Genomic DNA, 20,667 nt, shown 5'->3' on the forward strand with positions numbered 1-20,667 from the left:
ACAAGCGTGAGGAATACCCATGTCCCAGCCCACCGACCGCCTTTGGGGCGCTCGTTTCAAGACCGGTCCGTCTGCGGCATTGGCCACGTTGTCACGCTGCCCCGAGCCTTATTTTCGCCTCACTCCCTACGATCTGGCCGGCTCCCGTGCCCATGCCCGTGAGTTGCAGCGCGCCGGGTTGCTGGATGAGTCGGAGACCCTGCGCACGCTGGAAGCCCTGGACCGTATCGGCGATGACTTCGCCGCCGGCCGCCTGCATCCAACCCTGGATGACGAAGACGTTCACACCTTTATCGAACGCGTATTGACCGAGCGCCTCGGAGCCCTGGGCGGCAAGCTGCGCGCCGGGCGTTCGCGCAATGACCAGACGGCCAACGACCTGCGCCTGTTCCTGCGTGACCATGCGCGCACCATCGCCACCGAGGTGCTGGGGTTGCAGCAGGCATTGGTCGAGCAGGCCGAGCAGCATATTGAGAGCATCTGCCCCGGCTTCACCCATCTGCAGCAGGCGCAGCCGATTGTGTTCGCCCACCACTTGCTGGCCCATGCGCAGTCGATGCTGCGCGATGTGCAGCGCCTGGTGGATTGGGATGCGCGTACGGCGTTGTCGCCCCTCGGCGCGGCGGCGATGGCGGGTTCGGCGATTGCACGCCAGCCGCAGTATTCGGCCAAGGAAATGGGTTACACCGGGCCGTGCGAAAACTCCATCGACGCTGTCGCCAGCCGCGACCATGTCGCGGAGTTTCTGTTTGTGGCGGGCATGCTCGGGGTGAATATTTCGCGGCTGTCGGAGGAGTTTTGCCTGTGGTCGTCGCGCCAGTTTCGCTGGGTGGTATTGGATGATGCCTACGCTACCGGTAGCTCGATCATGCCGCAGAAAAAGAACCCGGACATTGCCGAACTGGCGCGGGGCAAGGCCGGGCGTTTGATTGGCAACCTGACCGGGTTGATGTCGACGCTCAAGTCGTTGCCGCTGTCGTACAACCGTGATTTGAGCGAAGACAAGCACAGCGTGTTGGACAGCGTGGACACCTTGCTGTTGGTGTTGCCGGCGATGGCCGGGATGGTCGCGACCATGAAGGTGCAGGTCGACGAACTGCGGCGGCAGGCGCCGATGGGTTTTACCCTGGCCACCGAGGTGGCGGATTGGCTGGCCACCCGGGGCGTGCCGTTTAAAGAAGCGCATGAGATTACCGGCGCGTTGGTGCAGGCCTGTGAGAAGCATGAGATTGAGTTGTGGGAAGCCTCACCGGCGATGCTGGCGCAGGTGGATTCGCGACTCACACCTGAGGTGCGCGATTGCTTGACCCTGGAGGCGGCGATTGCGGCGCGCAGCGGGTGGGGCGGGACGGCACCGGAGCGGGTGAAGGAGCAGATTGGGCGGTTGAAGGTGGCGTTGGCTGAGCAGCAGGTATGGGCTGGGAGTTATCAGGGATTCAGGATTTGACGATCGTTCCCACGCTCTGCGTGGGAATGCATCCCGTGACGCTCCGCGTCGCCACATTATGCGCGGGACGCGGAGCGTCCGGGGCGGCATTCCCACGCAGAGCGTGGGAACGATCAGCATCAAGCAAAATTTTTGGAGAATCACCATGAACCAAACCCCGGCCGAGCGCTTGGAGATAGAGCGCAAGTTGTCCGAGAATCAGTTCGATATCACCCAGTACGAGCACGTACCGCGGCGTTATTATGGACGAATGTTTTTTGCCACGTTGATCGTGATTGCATTGGCGGCGCTGTTGCGCGCGTTTGCCAATGGTCAGATCGAATGGTCCTACATCGGGCAGTTCCTGACGTCTGAAGCCATTCTTTGGGGCCTGGCCAATACCATCATCATGTCGATCCTGGCGATGGCGCTGGGCGTGATCATCGGGGTAATCACGGCGATCATGCGCATGTCGGCCAACCCGATCCTGCGCTACGTGGCGATCACTTACACCTGGTTGTTCCGCGGTACGCCGTTGATTCTGCAACTGCTGTTGTGGTTCAACCTGGCGCTGATCTTCCCGGTGATTGCCATTCCCGGCCTGTTCAGCCTCGACACCGTCGACCTGATGACGCCGTTCGTGGCCGCCCTGCTCGGCCTCAGCATCAACCAGGGCGCCTACACCGCCGAGGTGGTGCGCGCCGGGCTGTTGTCGGTGGACACCGGCCAGTACGAAGCGGCCAAGTCGATCGGCATGCCGAGCCTGCAGGCGCTGCGCAGGATCATTCTGCCGCAGGCCATGCGCGTGATCATTCCGCCGGTAGGCAACGAGTTCATCAGCATGGTGAAAATGACCAGCCTGGCCAGCGTGATCCAGTATTCGGAGCTGCTGCACAACGCGCAAAACATCTACTACGCCAACGCGCGGGTCATGGAGCTGCTGATGGTGGCCGGCATCTGGTACCTGGCGGTGGTGACGGTTCTTTCATTTGGTCAAAGCCGCCTCGAGCGTCGTTTTGCCCGCGGCGCCGGCAAGCGTTCGTAAGTCTGGGTTGAGGAGATTTGCCCCCATGAGAAGCATCGTCAAGGCCGTCAACCTGAACAAGTATTACGACCAGTATCACGCGCTGCGCGACATCAATATCGAGGTCGAGCAAGGCGAAGTGATGTGCATCATCGGCCCGTCCGGCTCGGGTAAAAGCACCCTGCTGCGTTGCGTCAACCAGTTGGAAAAAATCGACAAGGGCGGCCTGTGGGTCGACGGCGAACTGGTCGGTTACCGGGTGGTCGGCAACAAGCTGCACGAGATGAACGAAGTGCAGATCGCCCGGCAGCGCCTGGCCACCGGCATGGTGTTCCAGCGTTTCAATTTGTTCCCGCACATGACCGTGCTGCAAAACATCATCGAAGGCCCGTGCCAGGTGCTCAAGCGCTCGCCCAAGGAGGCCACCGAGGATGCGCTGGAGTTGCTGGCCCGCGTGGGCCTGGCGGACAAGCGCAATGCCTACCCGGTGGAGTTGTCCGGCGGCCAGCAGCAGCGTGTGGCGATCGCCCGCGCGTTGGCGATGCGCCCCAAGCTGATGCTGTTTGACGAACCCACGTCAGCCCTCGACCCGGAGCTGGTAGGCGAAGTGCTGTCGGTGATGCGCGATTTGGCCACCACCGGCATGACCATGATCGTGGTCACCCATGAGTTGGGCTTTGCCCGCGAAGTGTCCAACCGCATGGTGTTTATGGATGCCGGCCAGATTGTGGAAGCCGGCAGCCCCGAAGACATTCTAATAAGCCCACAAAACCCGCGTACCCAAAGCTTTATTTCTGCCGTTCGCACTTAACTAAAAAACTAACGAGAACGCCCCCATGAAAAAGATGTTTATTCCTTCGTTGCTCGCCGGCCTGATGGCTTCCAGCGCGGTGTTCGCGGCCTTGCCCGCAGCCATCAAGGACAAGGGTGAGATCAGCGCGGCCATCGTGCCGAACTACCCGCCGATGGATTTCAAGGACCCGGCCACCAATAAGCTCACCGGCTTTGACTTCGACCTGGGCAACGCCCTGGCCGAACGCCTGGGCGTGAAGATCAAGTGGCAGGAAACCGGCTTCGAGCAGATGCTCAGCGGCCTGACCACCAAGCGCGTCGACATCGTGCTGTCGGGCATGAGCGACACCGCCGAGCGTCAGAAATCGGTGACCTTTATCGACTACTTCACCAGTGGCCCGCAGTTGTACACCCTGGCCAAGCGTGAAGAGATCAAGGAATTGACTGACCTGTGCGGTAAAAAAGTCGGCACCAGCCGCCGTACCACCTGGCCGTCGGAAATTGCCGCGTGGAGCAAGGAAAACTGCGAAGCGGCGGGTAAGCCGGCGATCGTGGTGATCGGCACCGAAGGCTCGGCCGATGCGCGCGCGCAGTTGCAGCAGAACCGCCTGGATGCGGCGATGCAGGGCAGCGAGACGATTCCTTATCTGATGTCGCTGGACAAGGGCAAGTACAAGCCGGTGGGGCTGGCGATTTCCAAGCAGTTCACCGGGCTTGGGATCGAGAAGAGCAATACTGAGTTGGTCGCCGCGATCAGTGAAGCATTGCAGGGCATGATCGATGACGGGACCTACGGCAAGATTTTGAAGAAGTGGGATCTGGAGCAAGGTGCGGTCGAGAAGATCAGCATCAATGCGGGCCAGTAGATACAAGGTCTGAAAATGTGGGAGGGCAAGCCCCCTCCCACATTGGATCTGTGTGATCTTAAGCAACAACAAGGATGCTCTCCCCCACCGTGGCCACCTACTCCCTGGTAATTCGCCGCCTGTTGATCTGCTCGGTGACCATCGTGGTCAGCCGTTCCATGACCAGCCCACTGCTGGCCCTCTGGCTGAGTACCCGCCTGGGCCTCAACCAGCAGGACATCGGCCTGCTGATGGGCATTGCCGTGTTTATCGCCACGTTGCTCGGTCTGTACGGCGGCTACGTCATCGACCGCCTGGAAAAGCGCAAGCTGATGATCCTGGCCATGCTCTCCAGCTCCATCGGTTTTCTGTTGCTGACGTTTGCCAGCAACCTCTACCTCACCACCCTGACCCTGGTGATCACTGAAGCCGCGTCGGCGCTGTTCCTGATCGGTTCCAAGGCGATCATCAGCGAAAACCTCGCGGTGGGTGAGCGCGCCAAAGTGTTTTCCCTGCGCTACACCCTGACCAACGTCGGCTATGCCACCGGCCCCATGGTCGGCGTGGTGATCGCCGGCCAACTGCCCTGGGCGCCGTTCCTGATCGCCAGCGCGATTGCTTTTGGCAGCCTGTTCCTGATGGTCGGCATTGCCCCGACCGCACGGGATACCCGTCATAAACCGCAAAGCTTTCTGCGCACCCTGCAGACCTTGCGCAGCGACCGCACGCTGATCCTCTTCACCAGCGGCAGTTTGTTGAGCACCATTGTCCACGGGCGCTACACCCTGTATCTGTCGCAGTTTCTACTGGTTGCCTACAAGCCCGCAGCCGCCTTGAAGATTCTGTCCGCCGTGCTGGCCTGCAACGCCATCACGGTGATTTTGCTGCAGTACCAGATTGGCCGTTTTCTCAAACGCGAGCAGTTACGCCACTGGATTGCGCTGGGCACCTTGCTGTTTATTCTCGGGTTGATGGGGTTCAGCCTGGCCGACAGCCTGGTCAGTTGGTGCCTGGCGATGTTCGTATTCACCTTGGGCGAGATGATTATCTACCCCGCAGAATTTCTGTTTATCGACACCATCGCCCCCGATGCACTGCGGGGCAGCTACTACGGCGCGCAGAACCTGGCGGCGTTTGGCGGAGCGATGAGCCCGGTGATGTGTGGGTACCTGCTGATCAATGCGACGCCGGCCAGCATGTTTTATGCCCTGGCGGCATTGACCGCCGCCGGCGGAACCCTGTGTTTCCTGAGTGGGCGACGGGTTGCAAGTTCTTGCTGATATTTGCACAGGTTCTCGCTATTAATAGCCAAACCTCTCACGGACCCGAGCCCCATGAAATTCGATACGGCCTACAGCCTGAGTCTCGATGACAAGCTGTCGATCTATGACGTACGAGACCTGAATTTCGACGAAACCGCCGATTTCGATTCCGACACAGACCACTTTCTGTGCCCCAACGATGTCTGCCGCGCGGCGTTCGATACCGTCAATACCCTGAGTACGTTCAACGCAAAGAACCTCAACTACAAGCGCACGCCGCACTTCAAGAACAAGACCGGCACCCGGCATATCGAAGGTTGCCGCTACGCCAGCGTGCACCGGAACGCGGCCGGAGAAAGCGATGACGATCGCGAGGAAAACTTCCCGTCGGAGTTTGTGCTGACACGGCGCCAATACGAACGTAAGAGCCACCTGACAGGCACCGAGAACGTCGCCCTGCAAGAATCAACGAAGCCCCCTTCAAATCGCGTCGCCACATCCCACGGCCACAACGACACCACCCCGGACAAAACCAGCGTATTCGCCCACCCGGTGGAGTGCTACGTGTCAAATATCGATGACAAGGACAAGCTCAAATCAATGCCGTTGAAAATCGGCGAGCACACGGCGACGTACTGGACGTTCTTCAAAAAAATCGAATACCTGCAGGACAACAAGGGCCTGATCTACTGGGGCAGGATCAAGGCCATCAAGGACTACACCAGCAGCTTTCGCATCGACTTCGAAAAGAAGGTATGGCTCGACAAAAAGCCCTACGCCGTCAACGTCTACTTGAGCAAAAAGCTCATCGAGCACTATCGCAAGCGCACGGCATTTCTGGAGCAGATCAAGGCGGCAGCTGCCAGCGAACAAGCGCTGTATTGCTTTTTCTATGGCGTCACGCCGCAGCTCAAGCACGTGCCGAGCAAGAAGAACCCCGAGCAGACGTTCGGGGTATTCAGTGCCAATATTGAAAACCTGGATCACCTGATCATTCGCGAGGCGCCCGGCGTGGAGTAGGCGCAAGCTGGAATGCCAGCCATAGCCCTGAGTTGATGAGCGGTAGGAACAACTGTATAAAAACACAGTATAGTTGTGCCTCCCCTGTCGAACCTGGAGAAATCCCCATGTCCTCTCTGGCAATGAGCTCTTTCGTAGAACAGCAGATCGTCCTTCATCAATTCACCGCCAAACACAGCGCCCAGGCCCGTGTCATGTTGGGCTGGAGCCGCGAAGAACTGGCCCGCCAGGCTGACGTGGCGGTGCAGGCCGTTCAACAACTGGAGAGCCACGGCGACGTGGATGATGAAACTCGACTGGCCCTGGCGTTTTGTCTGGAGGCCCAAGGGCTGGTGTTTTTCCCGGGGTTTGCACCCGGATGGGGAATGAGCAAACGCCGGTTCGACGTCGTATCGGCTGAGCCTGCCACACCTGGCATTATCTCCCGGTTGCTGGGCTCACCCACTGCATCAATTGAGTCAACAACGCCTCAACCGAATGGCGCGTAGAGTCCAGCCGGATCACCGGGCAACTCAGTGGTTTCAACCAGCTTTCATGCCGACGCAAACTGCGCAGGCTGTGGTTGCCGTCGTCGTAACGCGCGGCCCAGTCAAGAAATGCGGCGCTGTTTGCATGGCGGCTGCCGCCTTCGAGTATCTGGTCGCCGTAGCGCTGCTGTTCTCGCACGCGCAGGCGATGCAGGCGGACGTCGGGGTCCAGGCGCAGAAAGACCACGTGGGTGAACAGCGGGATCATGGTATCCCCCCATCCGCATAGCGAGCCGGACAACACCCAACCTTCATGGCGTGCGGTGTGTTCCTGCAGCAGGCGGATGCGCTCACCTTTGGGTCGGGCAGCAGAGAACGGCTCCGGGGTTTGCTGCCAGTAATAGAAGTCCGAGTCGAAAAAGGCCACATCCAGGCAGTCGGCCAACGCCTTGCCCAGGGTGGACGTACCGGCGCCCGCAGCGCCAAGGATGTGAATTCTACAGGCCATGGTTTTCTCTCCATGACATTGAGTTCAAGCCACGCCGACGTTGGGCCAGCAGTGGCGCAGCCCTGTGCATTATTTGTCGATTGGCCGCACAGGAACAACCTCTGCCGTATGCCGTCGGGCAGAGGTTGGATCACATTCAGACGTTGCCTGCAGATACCTCAGCGGCGCTATCTGCCGCTACGGGTGCCGGCGTAAACGGAGTGCCGGGAAGGAATGCCGGTTCTTTGATCGCCTGTGTGGCTTGCTCATAAACGTAGGCAGCCGACAGTAATGTCGCCTCGCTGTTGGCCGCCCCGTAAAGGTAAAGTGCAGTTGGCATACCTTCGTCATCCATGCCGGACGGAACGGACATTCCGGGGTAGCCTGCCGCTGCGGTGAAAAAATAATTGTTCGAGAGGAAATTCGACACCATGGCGTCGAGCTTGTGCTCTTTCATCGGATCATCGATGGTTTTCTGAAAAAGAGGGAGGACGCTCTCCCACAGCTCATCGCGCTGGTCCTGAGTCGTTTCCAGGCCATTGATAATCTCAAGCAGCTTGTGATCAGGCTCACCCGGTTGCTGGGTACGCTGATTGAATGCAATCAGATCGCTAATCGATTTGACCGGCAAGCCTTCGCGTCCGGCGAGATACTCTTCCAAGTGATGCTTGACGTCTGAAAACAACGCTTCGTTGTAATCGCTGTAGGTTTGCTCTTCGACGCCCTCCTCGAGGGTGCCGACGGGCACCAGGATCGCACCTTGAGACCGCAGCACCTCAAGCGCCTCTGCGTAATGCTTGCTGTCGGCGCGCTTCGCGGGGTCCTTTGCATCCTCTTCGGACAATTCAGGCACCGGCGTGTAGCCGATGCGCTTGCCCTTCAACGCATCGGAGCGCAGGCCTTCGGTGTACACACGGGTCTCGGCCATGGCGTTGAGCGCTTCTGCCGCGTCGCAGACATTGCGGGTGAATGTGCCAATCGTATCCATGCGTGAACTGGTCATGACACCTTCATTGCTCAGCAAGCCTACGGAGGTTTTCAAGCCAAACACGCCGTTATAAGCCGCTGGCGTAATGACCGATCCGCTGGTTTCCACCCCCAACGCCAGCGGGACATGCCCCTGGGCAACTGCCACGGCGGAGCCTGAACTCGACCCTGCTACCACCCCGCCCAGGCGATGTGGGTTCAGCGTTTGGCCGCCTCGCGAACTCCAGCCATCCACGGGCATTTCAGAGCGGAAGTTGGCCAGTTCGCTCATGTTGGTTTTACCGACAACCACCACCCCCGCCCCCAGCAAGTTGTCCACAACCTTGGCATTTTTAGTCGCCGCCTTTCCCACCAAAGCCCTGGAACCACCGCTTGTTTGCATACGGTCCCTGGTTTCGAACACGTCCTTGAGGGCAATGGGAACGCCGTGCAAATACCCGCGCACATGGCCTCTTTTACGTTCCAGATCGCGAGCCCTGGCGTCGTTGAGGGCATCCGGGTTGGTTTCTACAAACGCGTTACCGCCCTGCAGGCCACGGTCAATATTAGCGATTTGTCTGAATGAGTCCTTCACCAGCGACTCTGAGGTGACCCCGCCCTGGCTGGCCATCTCCCCTGCCATTTGACAGGCGCCTTTGAAGCCCTGCGGCGGATTTGAAAGTTCTTGCAACAGGCCTGACGCCCACCCACCTGCCGAAACGGGTCCGATCATGAAATACCCCTGTAAGTGACTGAATGAGGGTTATCTTGCGATAACCCGACAGCAGTCTAAGAGGTCATTCCGGCAGCGCTGTACAGGCTAATCCTACCGCCCGGTATGATCATTCCATAACCGCTGTAGGTGCGCGGGGTGATATGAGCTGAGCATAAGTTCGCAGCACAACCCTCACCCGCTCACTTGCCCAGCGAGCCCCATAAAACCAGAGCCTGGCCCCGTCTTCCAGTGCCTGGCAACCACTGGGGTAGCCGCTTCTGCAGGCGGCATGAAACGCCTGGCTTTGCTCGTCTGATATCAAGGCATCCAGACGATGGCGGGTCGCAAGCTCATCAATGGCCGTGCCGGATTCAAGCGGGTCGCTCGTACACTGCGCGTCCACTGCCACCAACTGCACGCCCGCTTGGCGCAGGATGACGAACGCTCGCTGCAGGGTCGCACTGTGGTCGGCAGGTTCGATATGACCACCGCGTACATAGCGGCTGGCATAACCGATACGCCACCCCTCCAGTACCAGGGATGCACGCGAAGCACTGTTGTTTTGCACCAGGGGGACTTCAACCATCACAGGCTCAGTGGGGTCGACACCACTGATGGCGATCAGTGATAAAGCCGGGTCGCGCGGGGGTTTGATCATGGGCGCCAACGCATTGTAGCCGGGTATGAGCACCGCGCCCTCAGCGCGTGCGGTACCGAAGACGATAGCACCGGGGTTGGTGTTATCGGTATGCGCCGCCGTGGTGCTGGCAGAGCCAGGATCAACGCTCCCCTGCTCAACGGCGTGCGACGCCGCCGAGAAGCAGGGTATGCCCAATCGCCATAGTTTCTTGCAGTCGTCGCTCATGACAACGTCTCCCCGAAATTAAATTTCCGAGGGATCATCGCACTCCCTTCCGACGTTTGTCGCAGCGTTGAAACACCCTGAAAATACCTTTTTCCACACGCTCTTCAATTAGCCCGCAGCGTGTTCTTTTGCATCATGACTCTCTACTTCCAGCCACCACGCATGCCCTCGCTCGGGCTGGTTGAGCCTGAACGCCTGGCCCATGGCCGGGGTAGTGATCGACACATTGCGTTCCCAGGCCAGCGCCATGATGCGGTCGAACGGCTCGTGCCAGGCGTGGAACGCCAGGTCGAACGTACCGTTGTGAATCGGTAGCAGCCAACGGCCCTTGAGGTCGATATGCGCCTGCAATGTCTGCTCCGGCTGCATATGCACGTGAGGCCAGTCGACGTTGTAGGCCCCGGTCTCCATGAGGGTCAGGTCAAACGGTCCGTATTGCTCGCCGATCCGCTTGAAACCGTCGAAATAACCCGTGTCGCCGCTGAAAAAAATCCGCCGCGCGTCATCGATCATCACCCAGGAACACCACAGGGTCTGGTTGCCATCAAACAGGCCACGCCCGGAAAAATGCTGCGCCGGCGTGGCAACAAAACGAATGCCATCGACCTCGGTGCCCTGCCACCAGTCCAGTTGCCGCACTTTGTCGGCATCCACACCCCATTTGACCAGCGTGTCTCCCACGCCCAAAGGCGCCAGGAAGTAGCGCGTCTTGTCGGCCAGTTGCACGACCGCCGCGCGGTCAAGGTGGTCGTAGTGATTGTGGGACAGGATCACCGCCTCCAACGGCGGCAACTCTTCAAGGCTGATAGGCGGTTGGTGGAAACGCTTGGGGCCGGCCCAACTGAACGGCGAGGCGCGCTCGGCGAATACCGGGTCGGTGATCCAGAACTTACCGCGCATTTTCAGCAACACGGTGGAATGGCCCAGGCGGAACACACTGTGATCGGGGGCTGCCACAAGGTGCTCGCGGGTCAGGCGCTGTACCGGGATGTTGCCCACAGGCCGTGTAGTACGCGGTTTGTTGAACAACATGTTCCAAAAGATACGCAAGGTCTTGCCAAAGCCACCGTGCGGCACCGGCGCATCGTTATGAAAATGCCCCTGCTCCCGCTCGGCAGGCTTGCGCGCAGTGGGTGCGGGATCGAGACGGGTTGAAAGGGTGCCCATTACACAGTGACTCCTACGTCTGCTGATGAATTACACTGCACAGTGTAGTTTCTACATTGCAACAAAATCCTGAACAAGTAAACTACCGAGTGTAACTTCATCTTCGAGCCGAACGCCCTCCATGAATGCCTCCCCACGCCTCACCGACCGTAAACGCGAAGCCATCGTAACGGCGGCCATTGCCGAATTTCGCGCGAATGGCTTCGAGGTCACCAGCATGGACAAGATCGCCGCCACTGCCGGGGTTTCCAAGCGTACGGTGTACAACCACTTCCCCAGTAAAGAAGAGCTGTTTGCCGAAATCATGCACAAATTGTGGGCCAGCAGCGCCGCGCAACTGGATGTGGCCTACAGCCGCGACCAACCCTTGCGCGATCAATTGCGCCAGTTGCTGGAAGCGAAAATGAAGATGATGTCGGATACCAACTTCCTCGACCTGGCGCGCGTGGCCATTGCGGCCACCATTCATTCGCCGGCACGTGCCCAGGACATGGTCAACCGCCTGAGCGCCCGTGAAGAAGGCTTTACCCTGTGGATACGCGCCGCCCAGGAAGACGGCCGGCTGAGTGGCGACGACCCGGCGTTCGCCGCCCACCAGGTACAAAGCCTGCTCAAGGCCTTCGCATTCTGGCCGCAGATTACCCTTGGCCAACCTACCCTCGATGCAGCGTCCCAGGCCCATGTGATCGAATCGGCAATCGATCTGTTCCTGGCAGGTTATGAGGTCAATGCTCACCGCTGACGGTGCGCCGTCCGGCCTGAGTCGTCTTACAACGCTTCGTCTGAATTTTATTCCGCCAGCCTGCCGCGATAGCATAATGCCGCCATTGGTCGCATGGTCATGAAATACGCCCCCAAAGCGGCGAACTTCTCGGCCGGCCGATCACTCTGAACCCGTTGTTCCACCCCTCTGTCAGCACAAGGAAGCTGGCAATGAGCAAGTCAACCGTGAGGCCCAGATGCCCTACGGGGTCAGGCGCATCTACATGGAATCCTCATACGCATGCCTGCTCGAGCTTCCGACCATGCTATTCAATGCTTACAAAAAAACCATCACCGCCTTGCAACACACCAATGCCCAACAAGCCAGCCTGCTGGACGCGATCGAGCGCTCCATGGCGGTCATCGAATTCGACACGCAGGGCACGGTGCTGCGCGCCAATGACAATTTCCTCAAGACCATGGGCTATCGCGCCGAACAGATCCTGGGCCAACCCCACCGCCTGTTCTGCACACCGGCGTTCGCCCGTAGCGCAGAGTACAACCAGCTGTGGACGCATCTACGCAACGGCCAATTCGAGTCGGGCACCGTTGAGCGAGTGGGCGCCAATGGCCAATCGGTGTGGCTGGAAGCCAGTTACAACCCGGTAAAGGATGAAACCGGCCGCGTGATCAAAGTGGTGAAATACGCGATGGACGTCACCCCACGCCTGCAGGCCGAAAGTGAAGCCAACGCCAAGCTGCAAGCCATCGACCGCGCCATGGCGATGATCGAGTTCAACCTCGATGGCACCATCATCACCGCCAATGCGAACTTCCTGCAGCGCATGGGCTACAGCCTCGCGCAGATCCAGGGCAAGCATCACCGCCTGTTCTGCACACCAGAGCTGGCCGACAGCGTTGCCTACAGCGAATTCTGGAAACGTCTGAACCAGGGTGAACTGTTCAACGGCCAGTTCGAGCGCGTGGACAAACACGGCAACACGCTGTGGCTCGAAGCCAACTACAACCCGGTGTACGACGCCAGCGGGCGTCTGTGCAAGGTGGTGAAGTTTGCGTCGGACGTCACCGCCCGTGTGCAACAGCATGCCGCTGACGCGCAAAGCGCTGCGCAGGCGTATCACCTGTCGCTCAATACCCAGGACATGGCCGAAAAAGGCGCCGACGTGATTCAGAAAACCGCCACCGGCATGCGCGAAATCGCCGTGGATATTGACGCTTCCTCGCAACTGATCGCCAAGCTGGGCGAGCGCTCGCAACAGATCACCACCATCGTCAACACCATTCGCGGGATCGCCGACCAGACCAACCTGCTGGCCCTCAACGCCGCCATCGAGGCCGCCCGTGCGGGCGAGCAAGGCCGTGGCTTTGCCGTGGTCGCCGATGAAGTCCGCCAATTGGCGGCGCGTACCAGCGGCTCCACGACGGAAATTTCCGGCATGATTGCCATGATCCAGGACGAAACCCGCCAGGCCATCGACAGCATGGACGCCACCCGCGACCGTGCGGCCCAGGGCGTGGAGCTGGCCAACCAGGCCGGTACGGTGATCCTGCAGATTCGTGAAGGCACCAGCGAGGCGGTGCAGGCGGTGAGCGCGTTCGCCAACGAGCGGGGCAATCGCTGACGGCTTCTTCATGTGCCTGGCCGGGAGGCTCGGTCTATAGTGCGTAAGCCTTACGCCCTCGACTCGAGCCTGCCATGACCTCAGATAAACCCGACCCGATCCCTGTCGACCACCTGCGCTTCCATCGCCACCACGCTCACCTGGCGCCGACCTTTGGCAACGATACCTTTGCCCTCAAGGCCGAAGCCTTCGCGCGCTTCTTTGGCACCCCAACGTTCCTTGGCGCGCAAACCGCCATTGTGGTGCTGTGGGTGGTGCTGAACGCGACCGGCATCACCCACTTCGACGTCTACCCCTTCATCCTGCTCAACCTGGCCTTCAGTCTGCAATCGGCGTATGCCGCGCCGCTGATCCTGCTGGCCCAGACGCGCCAGGCGGCGCGCGACAAAGCCCAGTCCGACGCCGACGCGCAGCACCGCGAAGCCCTGGCCACCGCCAATACCGCACGCCAGGCCCAGGCCGAACAGACCACCCAACAGCTGCTGGAACTGTTGGAGCAGAACACGCGGTTGACGCAAATGACCAAACAGCTGACCGAGCGTATCGAAACGCTGACCAGTGAAATGCATGAGCACTTTGTGCGCAAAACCTAACGGCGCAGCCAGCGCACGTGTCGCCCCAGCTCATCAAACAGCGTCACCACCGAACGCAACGCCCGGCAATCAGGGCGCGTCAACAGCCAAAGCGCCGTGTCATGTCCTGCCAAAGCGGGGCCCAGCCGTTGCAAGCCATCGTCGATCAGGAAATCCGGCAACGCCGCCACCCCAAGCCCGGCGCGTACCAATTCCGTCACCGACTGCATGCTGTTGCAGCGATAACCGGGACGCACGCCCGGCAGATGCTCACGGCGCCAGGCCACGGTGGGGTGGTCGGGCAAAAAGTCATCCGGCGCGATCCAGGTCAGATCGGCCAGTTCATGGCCTGCATGCCGACGGGCATAGTCGGCACTGGCGCACACCTGATACGTCACCGTGCCCAGGCAACGTCCGACAAGATGCTCCGGCGGGTTCCTGGTCAGGCGCAGCGCGATATCCGCATCGCGGCGGCTGAGGTTGGCGAAATCGTTGGAGGTGCTCAGCTCCAGGATCAACGCCGGATAGTCCGCCATGAAGCTGGCCAGGGCGGGTAGCAGCAGACCTTGCAGCACCGAGTCGGAACAGGTCAGGCGCACCGTGCCGCTGATCACTTCACCGCCCTGCTCCACACCGATGCGTGCAGCCTCCAGGGCAAGCTCCGCGCGCTCGGCCTGTTGCGCCAAGTGGTTGGCCAGACTGGTGGGCAGATAGCCGGCGCGGCTTTTTTCAAACAGCGGTTGGCCCAGGGCTGCCTCCAGGCGCCGTACCGCGCGGAACACCGTGGACACATCCACGCGCAGCAACCCCGCCGCCCGCGCCAGCGTGCCGCCACGCACCAGAGCGAGGACCAGCGACAGGTCGTTATAGTCGAGCTGATAGTGCGTGGCTGCATTGACCATGTGGGAAAACGCCAATATCGATTGCGTGAGCGCCAATCTATAGTGCCCACCAGGACACCACAAGCCATGGGATGCATACGATGAACGACACCCCGCTGCACCTCGCTCTGATCGGCGATTACAACCCCGACGTGATTGCGCACCAGGCCATCCCGGTAGCGCTGCAAAAAGCGGCCCAAGCCCTGGAACTCGACATCAACCTGCACTGGCTCGGCACCGACACCCTCACCTCCACGGCCTCGCTGCACGGGTTCGACGGCTTCTGGTGCGTGCCTGCCAGCCCTTATCGCGACATCGAAGGCGCGCTACGAGCCATCCGCTTTGCCCGCGAACAGCGGCGACCTTTCCTCGGCACCTGCGGTGGTTTTCAGCACGTGGTACTCGAATATGCCCGCAACGTGCTGGGATGGGCGGATGCCGAACACGGCGAGTTGGTACCGGACGCCGAACGCGCGGTCATTACGCCATTGAGCTGTGCGCTGGTGGAAGCCAGCGACACCGTGCGCCTGCTACCCAATACGCGTATCGCCCAAGCCTACGGCAGCCTGGATATCCACGAAGGTTATCGTTGCAGCTACGGTATCAATCCGCAGTTCGCTCACGCACTGCTCGACGGGGCGTTGATCCCCGGCGGCCATGACGCGACTGGCGAGCTTCGCGCGATAGAGCTGCTGGGCCATCCATTTTTCGTCGCCACCCTGTTCCAACCCGAACGCGCCGCCCTCAAAGGCACCACGCCGCCGCTGGCGATAGCCCTGCTCAAGGCGTGCCGGGAGGCTTCGGCATGATCGCCAAGACACCGACGCCACCTTACTACGCGGTGATTTTCAGCTCACTGCGCACCGAGGGCGACCAGGGCTACGGTCAGGCCGCCACGCGCATGCTGGAACTGGCGCGTGAACAGCCGGGATTTCTCGGCGTGGAGTCGGCGCGGGAAGAGGGTCTGGGGATCACCGTGTCCTACTGGAGCAGCGAAGCGGCGATCCTGGCCTGGAAACAGCAGGCCGAGCATCGACAGGTGCGGGAGCAAGGGCGTTCCCTCTGGTACACCGCGTTTCAAACTCGCGTATGCAAAGTAGAACGCGACTACGCATTCCCGACGTGAGCCCCAGGCCCGCGCCCCCAGGTTGACCTGCACACAGGTGCAGGTCTAGCTGACCAGGCTACGCAACGCACTGATCTGCGGAATCTCGACCCGGCGCATATACACCCGCAACGGTTCGCTGATGTTGAGCCGGTCGTCGATATTCTGCTCCAGCAGTAACTGAATGCGCGCGCGCGACAGGATCATGCTGTGGTCGGCAGCCGGGACCCAGACGAACTCGGCGGTGGGAATGATGCCGTCATCGGCCACGTCCATGCCGAAGGCATCTTCGCTGAAACGCACGATGTACTGGCCAGTCTTGCGATTCAGGCCAACAAAACCGTGGAGTTGGTCGGCGGCCTGGCAGATAAGCTCGGAAGTGATGCGCATGGTAAACCTCACTGAAAAGTCCCACAGGGACTGGAAAGATGGTTTACACGCGTGGCAAAAAATACCGCCCTCTGACGGGGCAGCTGTGGCCAAGAGTACTGCAATACATCACAGAAAAACCCTAAAAATTGTCCCGCGCGCAGGTTAATGTCGGTTTGGTGATAGCGCCTTTCGCAATCAATTGTTAAAAAGGACGCCTTCTCAAAGTTACCTCCACGAAAGGACTTCCCATATGCCTGTCACGTTAACCAACGGCCTGGTGCGCACCACGATAGGGAGTGCCGTGCTGCTGGCGCTGATGCTCGGCCTTGCTCCCGCACAGGCTGCCGACCCGATCAGCCCGGCTGAATTGGCGACAAACGAAGGCATCCCCTACCCTGCGGTGATCGCCCACCGTGGCGCGTCCTATGACGCCCCCGAGTCCACCGCCGCCGCTTACAAGGTCGCGCGTGACCTGGGCGCCGACTACCTGGAACTGGACCTGCAGCGCAGCAAGGACGGCGTATTGTTCGCCCTGCACGACAACAACCTGCAGCGCACCACCGACGTGGCGACCAAGTTCCCCGAGCGCAAAGACGCGCCGGCCAACGAATTCACCTGGAAAGAACTGCAAAGCCTCGACGCCGGCAGCTGGTTCAACGCCGCCTACCCGGACCGTGCACGCCCGGGTTTCGTCGGCCTGAAAATCCAGAGCTTGGATGACATCATCAAGATCGCCGAAGGCAATCCGCAACATAAGCCGGGCCTGTACATCGAGACCAAGGAGCCCAAGCAATTCCCAGGCATCGAAGCCGACCTGAAAAACAAGTTGCTCGACAAGGGCTGGTTGAGCTCCGCCGGCTCCAAGCTGGGCAAGAGCAACACCGGCGTCGGCCAGGGCAAGGGCCGTGTGGTGCTGCAAACCTTTGAGGTGGCCAGCCTGAAAGAACTGCAGAAAGAAATGCCCAACACGCCGAAGATCCTGCTGTTGTGGGTCGGTGAAGGCAGCATTGAGCCCAAGTCCAAGGTGACGTTCGCCGAATCCGGCGAGGCGACCAAAGCCGCCTATTACGCCAAGCAGGAACCGAAAGACGCGGCCGAATTCGAAAAATGGGTCGACCAGGCCAAAAGCCTCGGCGCCATCGGCACCGGCCCTTCGGCAGAGCTGACCGACCATGGCGACCAGAGCTACACCGACCTGGTCAAGCCTGAGATGAACAAGCTGACCCACGACAAGGGCCTGTTGGTGCACGTGTACACCGTCGACGAGCCGGTCGACTTCGACAAGGTGATGAAGGCCGGCGTCGATGGCATCTTCACCAACCGTGCCGCCGAACTGTTGAAGTTCTACAAGCGCTGGCCGTCGTCCAGCGTGCAGGACCTGTTGAGCGATCATAAATACTGAGGCGTTGGTGTCAGTGAGCCATTAAGGATGAGTTAAGTTGCGCCGGTTAATCTGGCGCCACTTAAACAGCTCAACCAGAAGGACACACACCATGAAAACCCTGACCGCTTTGTTCGCCGCCACTGCCCTGACACTGACTGCGGGCCTGGCCCAGGCGGATATTCGTCCGGACCAGATTGAAGGCCTGCTCAAGTCCGGTGCCGTGATGCCATTCAAAAAACTCAACGCTGCGGCCGTGGCCAAACACGCTGGCGCAACGATCAACGACACCGAGTTGGACCACAACAACAGCGGCGTACTGGTCTATGAAGTTGACCTGACCGACACCGCCGGCAAGAACTACGAAGTGAAGCTCGACGCCAAGACCGGCGCTGTGCTGGAAGACAAACTCGATACCTGAGTTCAATCCAAAAAAACGCGCCACCTTCGGGTGGCGCTTTTTTTTGCCCTGCCAAAGATCAAATTCACCCTACACCCTGCAAGGTCGTTAAACTCACCGACATCGACCGAGCACTACGCTGCCGTCATCGCCAATATGAGAACGTCCATGGGGCAGAAAACCGCCGACATCGCCACCATCGGCCGAATCAGTGCCGTGCCCGCGATGCTTCGCGTCATCAGTGACATGACCGGCCTGCGCTTTGTCGCCGTCGCCCGAGTGACCGACAACACCTGGACCGCCTGCGCCGTGCTCGACCAACTGGCGTTCGGCCTGGACGTGGGGGGCGAACTGGACCTGACCACCACCATTTGCCATGAAATCCGCGGCTCCCATGTGTCCGTGGTGATCGATAATGCCAGTGAGGACCCGCTGTACCGCACACATCACACCCCACTGATGTACAGGTTCGAAAGCTACATCTCAGTCCCCGTGTTCCGTACCAACGGCAGTTTTTTCGGCACCATCTGCGCCCTCGATCCGAACCCCGCGCCGCTGCGCAGCAGCACCATCCAGTCCACCATGGAATCGTTCGCACGGGTCTTATCGCTGCAAATCGAAGCCGAGGAAAACCAGCAGAGCACCGAAGACACCCTGCGCGAAGAACGCAACACGGCGCAGCTGCGCGAACAATTCATCGCGGTGCTGGGTCACGATCTGCGCAACCCGCTGTTCGCCATCAACGTTGGCGCCGAACGCCTGCTGCGCAAGCACCCCCACCCTGCCACGGACAACATCGTGCGCCATATCCTGGCCAGCGGGCGCCGTGCGGCGCAGTTGGTAGAAGATGTTCTGGATTTTGCGCGCGGGCGGCTGGGCGGAGGTATTCCATTGCAGCTGGGCAACTGCGAAGACTTGCAAACCGCCCTGCAGCAGGTGGTGGCGGAATTGCAGAGTGTGCATCCCGAGCGTGACATCCGTGCGCAGATTGGCAGGGTCGAAGGCATCAGGGGTGACCGTGACCGATTGGCACAATTGCTGTCCAATCTGGTGGCCAATGCTGTCAGCCACGGTGATCCTGACGGGCCCATCGAAGTGAGTGCGACAGTTGAACAGGCGCACTTCGAACTGGTGGTGAAAAACGCCGGGCAGATCAACCGACAGGCGCTGCTGAGGCTGTTTGAACCCTACGCACGCCCCGCCACCGAAGGCCCGCAGGCCGGCCTTGGCCTGGGACTGTATATCGTCAAACAGATTGCTGACGCCCATGGCGGCGAACTGAGCGTTTGCAGCAGTGAACTGCAGGGCACGGTGTTCACCTTCCGCCTGCCAGTGGCGTGAGCCAGCACCCAGGCGCGCCGCCCGCGCCTGGACAAGCCGTCATAAAAACGTCAGATTTGCCTGCAATGATGGGCCACGCGACCTGTGAAATGTCCTACAGGCTTTTTCTGTGCGAGCCCCCATGAACCACAGCATTGATCACGCCCACCAGGATCCCGACCTGTTTGGCCTGCTTTACGGTTTCCGCTTTCTGCCCGGCGAAAAAGGCCAGCAGATTGATTCCGCTACCGCCCTGCAATGCCTGCAACAACCCGGTGACCCGCAGGAATTTCTCTGGCTGCACCTGAACCTGGCCCATGCCGCCTGTGAACGCTGGATGCAAGCGCACCTGGAACTGCCCGAGGAGTTCTTCGAAGCGCTGCACGAAGGTTCGCGCTCCACGCGCATCGAGCATGTCGATTCGGCCCTGCTGGCGGTGGTCAACGATGTGGTGTTCAACTTCAGCAGCATGGTCTCCTCGGATATATCCACCTTGTGGGTGTGTGCGCGCAGTCGCCTGCTGATCAGTGCGCGCCTGCAACCGCTGCACTCGGTGGATAAGTTGCGCTCGTCGGTGAAGGCCGGTGAACGTTTTCGCTCGCCGCTGGAGTTGCTGGTGCATTTGCTGCGCGACCAGGGCGAAGTGCTGACCCAGATCGTGCGCAAGACCAGCCTCAGCGTCGATCATATCGAAGACCAGTTGCTGTCCTCGCGCCTGTCCACCAACCGCGCCGAACTCGGTGCCGCGCGCCGCGTGCTGGTGCGCTTGCAACGCCTGCTGGCGCTGGAACCGGGTTCGCTGTTGCGCCTGCTCAACCGGCCGCCGCAATGGCTGCAAAAGGAAGACGTGAAGGAGTTGCGAAAATCCACCGAAGAGTTTGCGCTGATCATCAACGACCTGACGGCCCTGGGCGAACGCATCAAGCTGTTGCAGGAAGAGATCGCCGCCAACCTCAACGAGCAGAGCAACCGCACGCTGTTCACCCTCACGGTGGTGACGGTGCTGGCGCTGCCGATCAACATCATCGCCGGTTTTTTCGGCATGAATGTGGGTGGGGTGCCGCTGTCCCAGGACCCGGAAGGCTTTTGGATTTTGGTCGCGCTGGTGGCAACCTTCACCCTGATTGCCGGGCGCTGGGCATTCAGAAAGCGTAAGGATTTAATGAACTGAAAGGCCCTCCCCCACCTGAACACTGACCTGCCGCAGCATCTCTGTAACAATTTGCAATGATCATGAACGCCATCCTCCTCACAC

22 protein-coding genes are annotated in these 20,667 nt (G+C 60.2%); 16 read left to right on the forward strand and 6 right to left on the reverse strand.

Annotated features, from left to right (window positions below):
- The first annotated feature begins 19 nt into the window (after positions 1-19).
- The 7 genes from argH (at position 20) to BFP96_RS29075 (ending at position 6,857) form a co-directional block, all read left to right on the forward strand.
- Positions 20-1,447 (forward strand): argininosuccinate lyase, encoded by a 1,428-nt coding sequence (gene argH / locus BFP96_RS11130; RefSeq protein ID WP_065936208.1) that lies wholly within the window; start codon positions 20-22, stop codon positions 1,445-1,447.
- Between the two features lie 145 nt (positions 1,448-1,592).
- Positions 1,593-2,471: an amino acid ABC transporter permease gene (locus tag BFP96_RS11135; protein WP_065896444.1), complete on the forward strand. Its 879-nt coding sequence runs from the start codon at positions 1,593-1,595 to the stop codon at positions 2,469-2,471.
- A gap of 25 nt (positions 2,472-2,496) precedes the next feature.
- Positions 2,497-3,261: an amino acid ABC transporter ATP-binding protein gene (locus BFP96_RS11140; protein WP_065887758.1), complete on the forward strand. Its 765-nt coding sequence runs from the start codon at positions 2,497-2,499 to the stop codon at positions 3,259-3,261.
- A gap of 25 nt (positions 3,262-3,286) precedes the next feature.
- A complete protein-coding gene (locus BFP96_RS11145; protein WP_065894998.1) occupies positions 3,287-4,108 on the forward strand; it encodes an ABC transporter substrate-binding protein in 822 nt (273 codons plus the stop codon).
- 89 nt (positions 4,109-4,197) lie between these two features.
- On the forward strand, positions 4,198-5,367 hold the full coding sequence (locus BFP96_RS11150; protein ID WP_065936209.1) for an MFS transporter: 1,170 nt from the start codon (positions 4,198-4,200) through the stop codon (positions 5,365-5,367).
- Positions 5,368-5,421: 54 nt separating this feature from the next.
- Positions 5,422-6,369 carry a hypothetical protein gene (locus BFP96_RS11155; RefSeq protein WP_065936210.1) on the forward strand — a complete coding sequence of 316 codons (948 nt, stop codon included), beginning with the start codon at positions 5,422-5,424 and terminating at the stop codon, positions 6,367-6,369.
- Positions 6,370-6,476: 107 nt separating this feature from the next.
- Positions 6,477-6,857 carry a helix-turn-helix domain-containing protein gene (locus tag BFP96_RS29075; RefSeq protein WP_083208132.1) on the forward strand — a complete coding sequence of 127 codons (381 nt, stop codon included), beginning with the start codon at positions 6,477-6,479 and terminating at the stop codon, positions 6,855-6,857.
- Here BFP96_RS29075 and BFP96_RS11165 read toward each other — a convergent pair.
- The 4 genes from BFP96_RS11165 to BFP96_RS11180 all read right to left on the reverse strand — a co-directional run bounded on the left by BFP96_RS11165 (position 6,787) and on the right by BFP96_RS11180 (position 11,036).
- Positions 6,787-7,344: an AAA family ATPase gene (locus tag BFP96_RS11165; protein WP_065936212.1), complete on the reverse strand. Its 558-nt coding sequence runs from the start codon at positions 7,342-7,344 to the stop codon at positions 6,787-6,789. The two genes, BFP96_RS29075 and BFP96_RS11165, sit on opposite strands and share 71 nt — an antisense overlap.
- Positions 7,345-7,480: 136 nt before the next feature.
- Entirely contained in the window at positions 7,481-8,932 is a 1,452-nt protein-coding gene (locus BFP96_RS11170; RefSeq protein WP_065936213.1) for an amidase family protein, read from the reverse strand.
- A gap of 199 nt (positions 8,933-9,131) precedes the next feature.
- Positions 9,132-9,869, reverse strand: coding sequence for a hypothetical protein (locus BFP96_RS11175; protein WP_170876000.1), 738 nt, complete (start codon positions 9,867-9,869; stop codon positions 9,132-9,134).
- A 108-nt stretch (positions 9,870-9,977) separates the two neighbouring features.
- The gene (locus BFP96_RS11180; protein WP_065936214.1) at positions 9,978-11,036 is read right to left on the reverse strand and encodes an MBL fold metallo-hydrolase; all 1,059 of its coding nucleotides are present in this window, start codon (positions 11,034-11,036) and stop codon (positions 9,978-9,980) included.
- A 121-nt stretch (positions 11,037-11,157) separates the two neighbouring features.
- Here BFP96_RS11180 and BFP96_RS11185 point away from each other — a divergent pair, with 121 nt between their 5' ends.
- The 3 genes from BFP96_RS11185 (at position 11,158) to BFP96_RS11195 (ending at position 13,974) form a co-directional block, all read left to right on the forward strand.
- Entirely contained in the window at positions 11,158-11,778 is a 621-nt protein-coding gene (locus BFP96_RS11185; protein WP_065936215.1) for a TetR/AcrR family transcriptional regulator, read from the forward strand.
- A 283-nt stretch (positions 11,779-12,061) separates the two neighbouring features.
- Positions 12,062-13,381: a methyl-accepting chemotaxis protein gene (locus BFP96_RS11190; RefSeq protein WP_065936229.1), complete on the forward strand. Its 1,320-nt coding sequence runs from the start codon at positions 12,062-12,064 to the stop codon at positions 13,379-13,381.
- 74 nt (positions 13,382-13,455) lie between these two features.
- Positions 13,456-13,974 (forward strand): DUF1003 domain-containing protein, encoded by a 519-nt coding sequence (locus BFP96_RS11195; RefSeq protein ID WP_065895005.1) that lies wholly within the window; start codon positions 13,456-13,458, stop codon positions 13,972-13,974.
- Here the strand turns inward: BFP96_RS11195 and BFP96_RS11200 are convergent.
- On the reverse strand, positions 13,971-14,855 hold the full coding sequence (locus BFP96_RS11200) for a LysR family transcriptional regulator (protein ID WP_065895006.1): 885 nt from the start codon (positions 14,853-14,855) through the stop codon (positions 13,971-13,973). The genes BFP96_RS11195 and BFP96_RS11200 overlap by 4 nt on opposite strands.
- Positions 14,856-14,935: 80 nt before the next feature.
- On the opposite strand from BFP96_RS11200, the gene BFP96_RS11205 reads away from it, so the two are divergent.
- Together BFP96_RS11205 and BFP96_RS11210 are read left to right on the forward strand one after the other, a co-directional pair.
- The gene (locus BFP96_RS11205) at positions 14,936-15,643 is read left to right on the forward strand and encodes a CTP synthase C-terminal region-related (seleno)protein (protein ID WP_065936216.1); all 708 of its coding nucleotides are present in this window, start codon (positions 14,936-14,938) and stop codon (positions 15,641-15,643) included.
- Positions 15,640-15,960: an antibiotic biosynthesis monooxygenase family protein gene (locus BFP96_RS11210; protein WP_065936217.1), complete on the forward strand. Its 321-nt coding sequence runs from the start codon at positions 15,640-15,642 to the stop codon at positions 15,958-15,960. The genes BFP96_RS11205 and BFP96_RS11210 overlap by 4 nt, the downstream gene beginning before the upstream one ends.
- A 45-nt stretch (positions 15,961-16,005) precedes the next feature.
- Here the strand turns inward: BFP96_RS11210 and BFP96_RS11215 are convergent, their stop codons facing one another.
- Positions 16,006-16,329 carry a DUF2025 family protein gene (locus BFP96_RS11215; protein ID WP_065895009.1) on the reverse strand — a complete coding sequence of 108 codons (324 nt, stop codon included), beginning with the start codon at positions 16,327-16,329 and terminating at the stop codon, positions 16,006-16,008.
- Positions 16,330-16,561: 232 nt separating this feature from the next.
- Between BFP96_RS11215 and BFP96_RS11220 the strand changes: the two genes are divergently transcribed.
- The 4 genes from BFP96_RS11220 to BFP96_RS11235 all read left to right on the forward strand — a co-directional run bounded on the left by BFP96_RS11220 (position 16,562) and on the right by BFP96_RS11235 (position 20,583).
- Positions 16,562-17,713, forward strand: coding sequence for a glycerophosphodiester phosphodiesterase family protein (locus BFP96_RS11220; RefSeq protein WP_065887746.1), 1,152 nt, complete (start codon positions 16,562-16,564; stop codon positions 17,711-17,713).
- Positions 17,714-17,804: 91 nt separating this feature from the next.
- Positions 17,805-18,113, forward strand: coding sequence for a PepSY domain-containing protein (locus BFP96_RS11225; RefSeq protein ID WP_065936218.1), 309 nt, complete (start codon positions 17,805-17,807; stop codon positions 18,111-18,113).
- 147 nt (positions 18,114-18,260) lie between these two features.
- The gene (locus BFP96_RS11230) at positions 18,261-19,433 is read left to right on the forward strand and encodes a sensor histidine kinase (protein ID WP_065936219.1); all 1,173 of its coding nucleotides are present in this window, start codon (positions 18,261-18,263) and stop codon (positions 19,431-19,433) included.
- 121 nt (positions 19,434-19,554) lie between these two features.
- Positions 19,555-20,583, forward strand: coding sequence for a transporter (locus BFP96_RS11235; protein ID WP_065887744.1), 1,029 nt, complete (start codon positions 19,555-19,557; stop codon positions 20,581-20,583).
- Positions 20,584-20,667: the final 84 nt, after the last annotated feature.

Origin of the sequence: Pseudomonas sp. 34 E 7 (assembly GCF_900005715.1) — a bacterium.
Classification (GTDB): Bacteria; Pseudomonadota; Gammaproteobacteria; order Pseudomonadales; family Pseudomonadaceae; genus Aquipseudomonas; species Aquipseudomonas orientalis_A.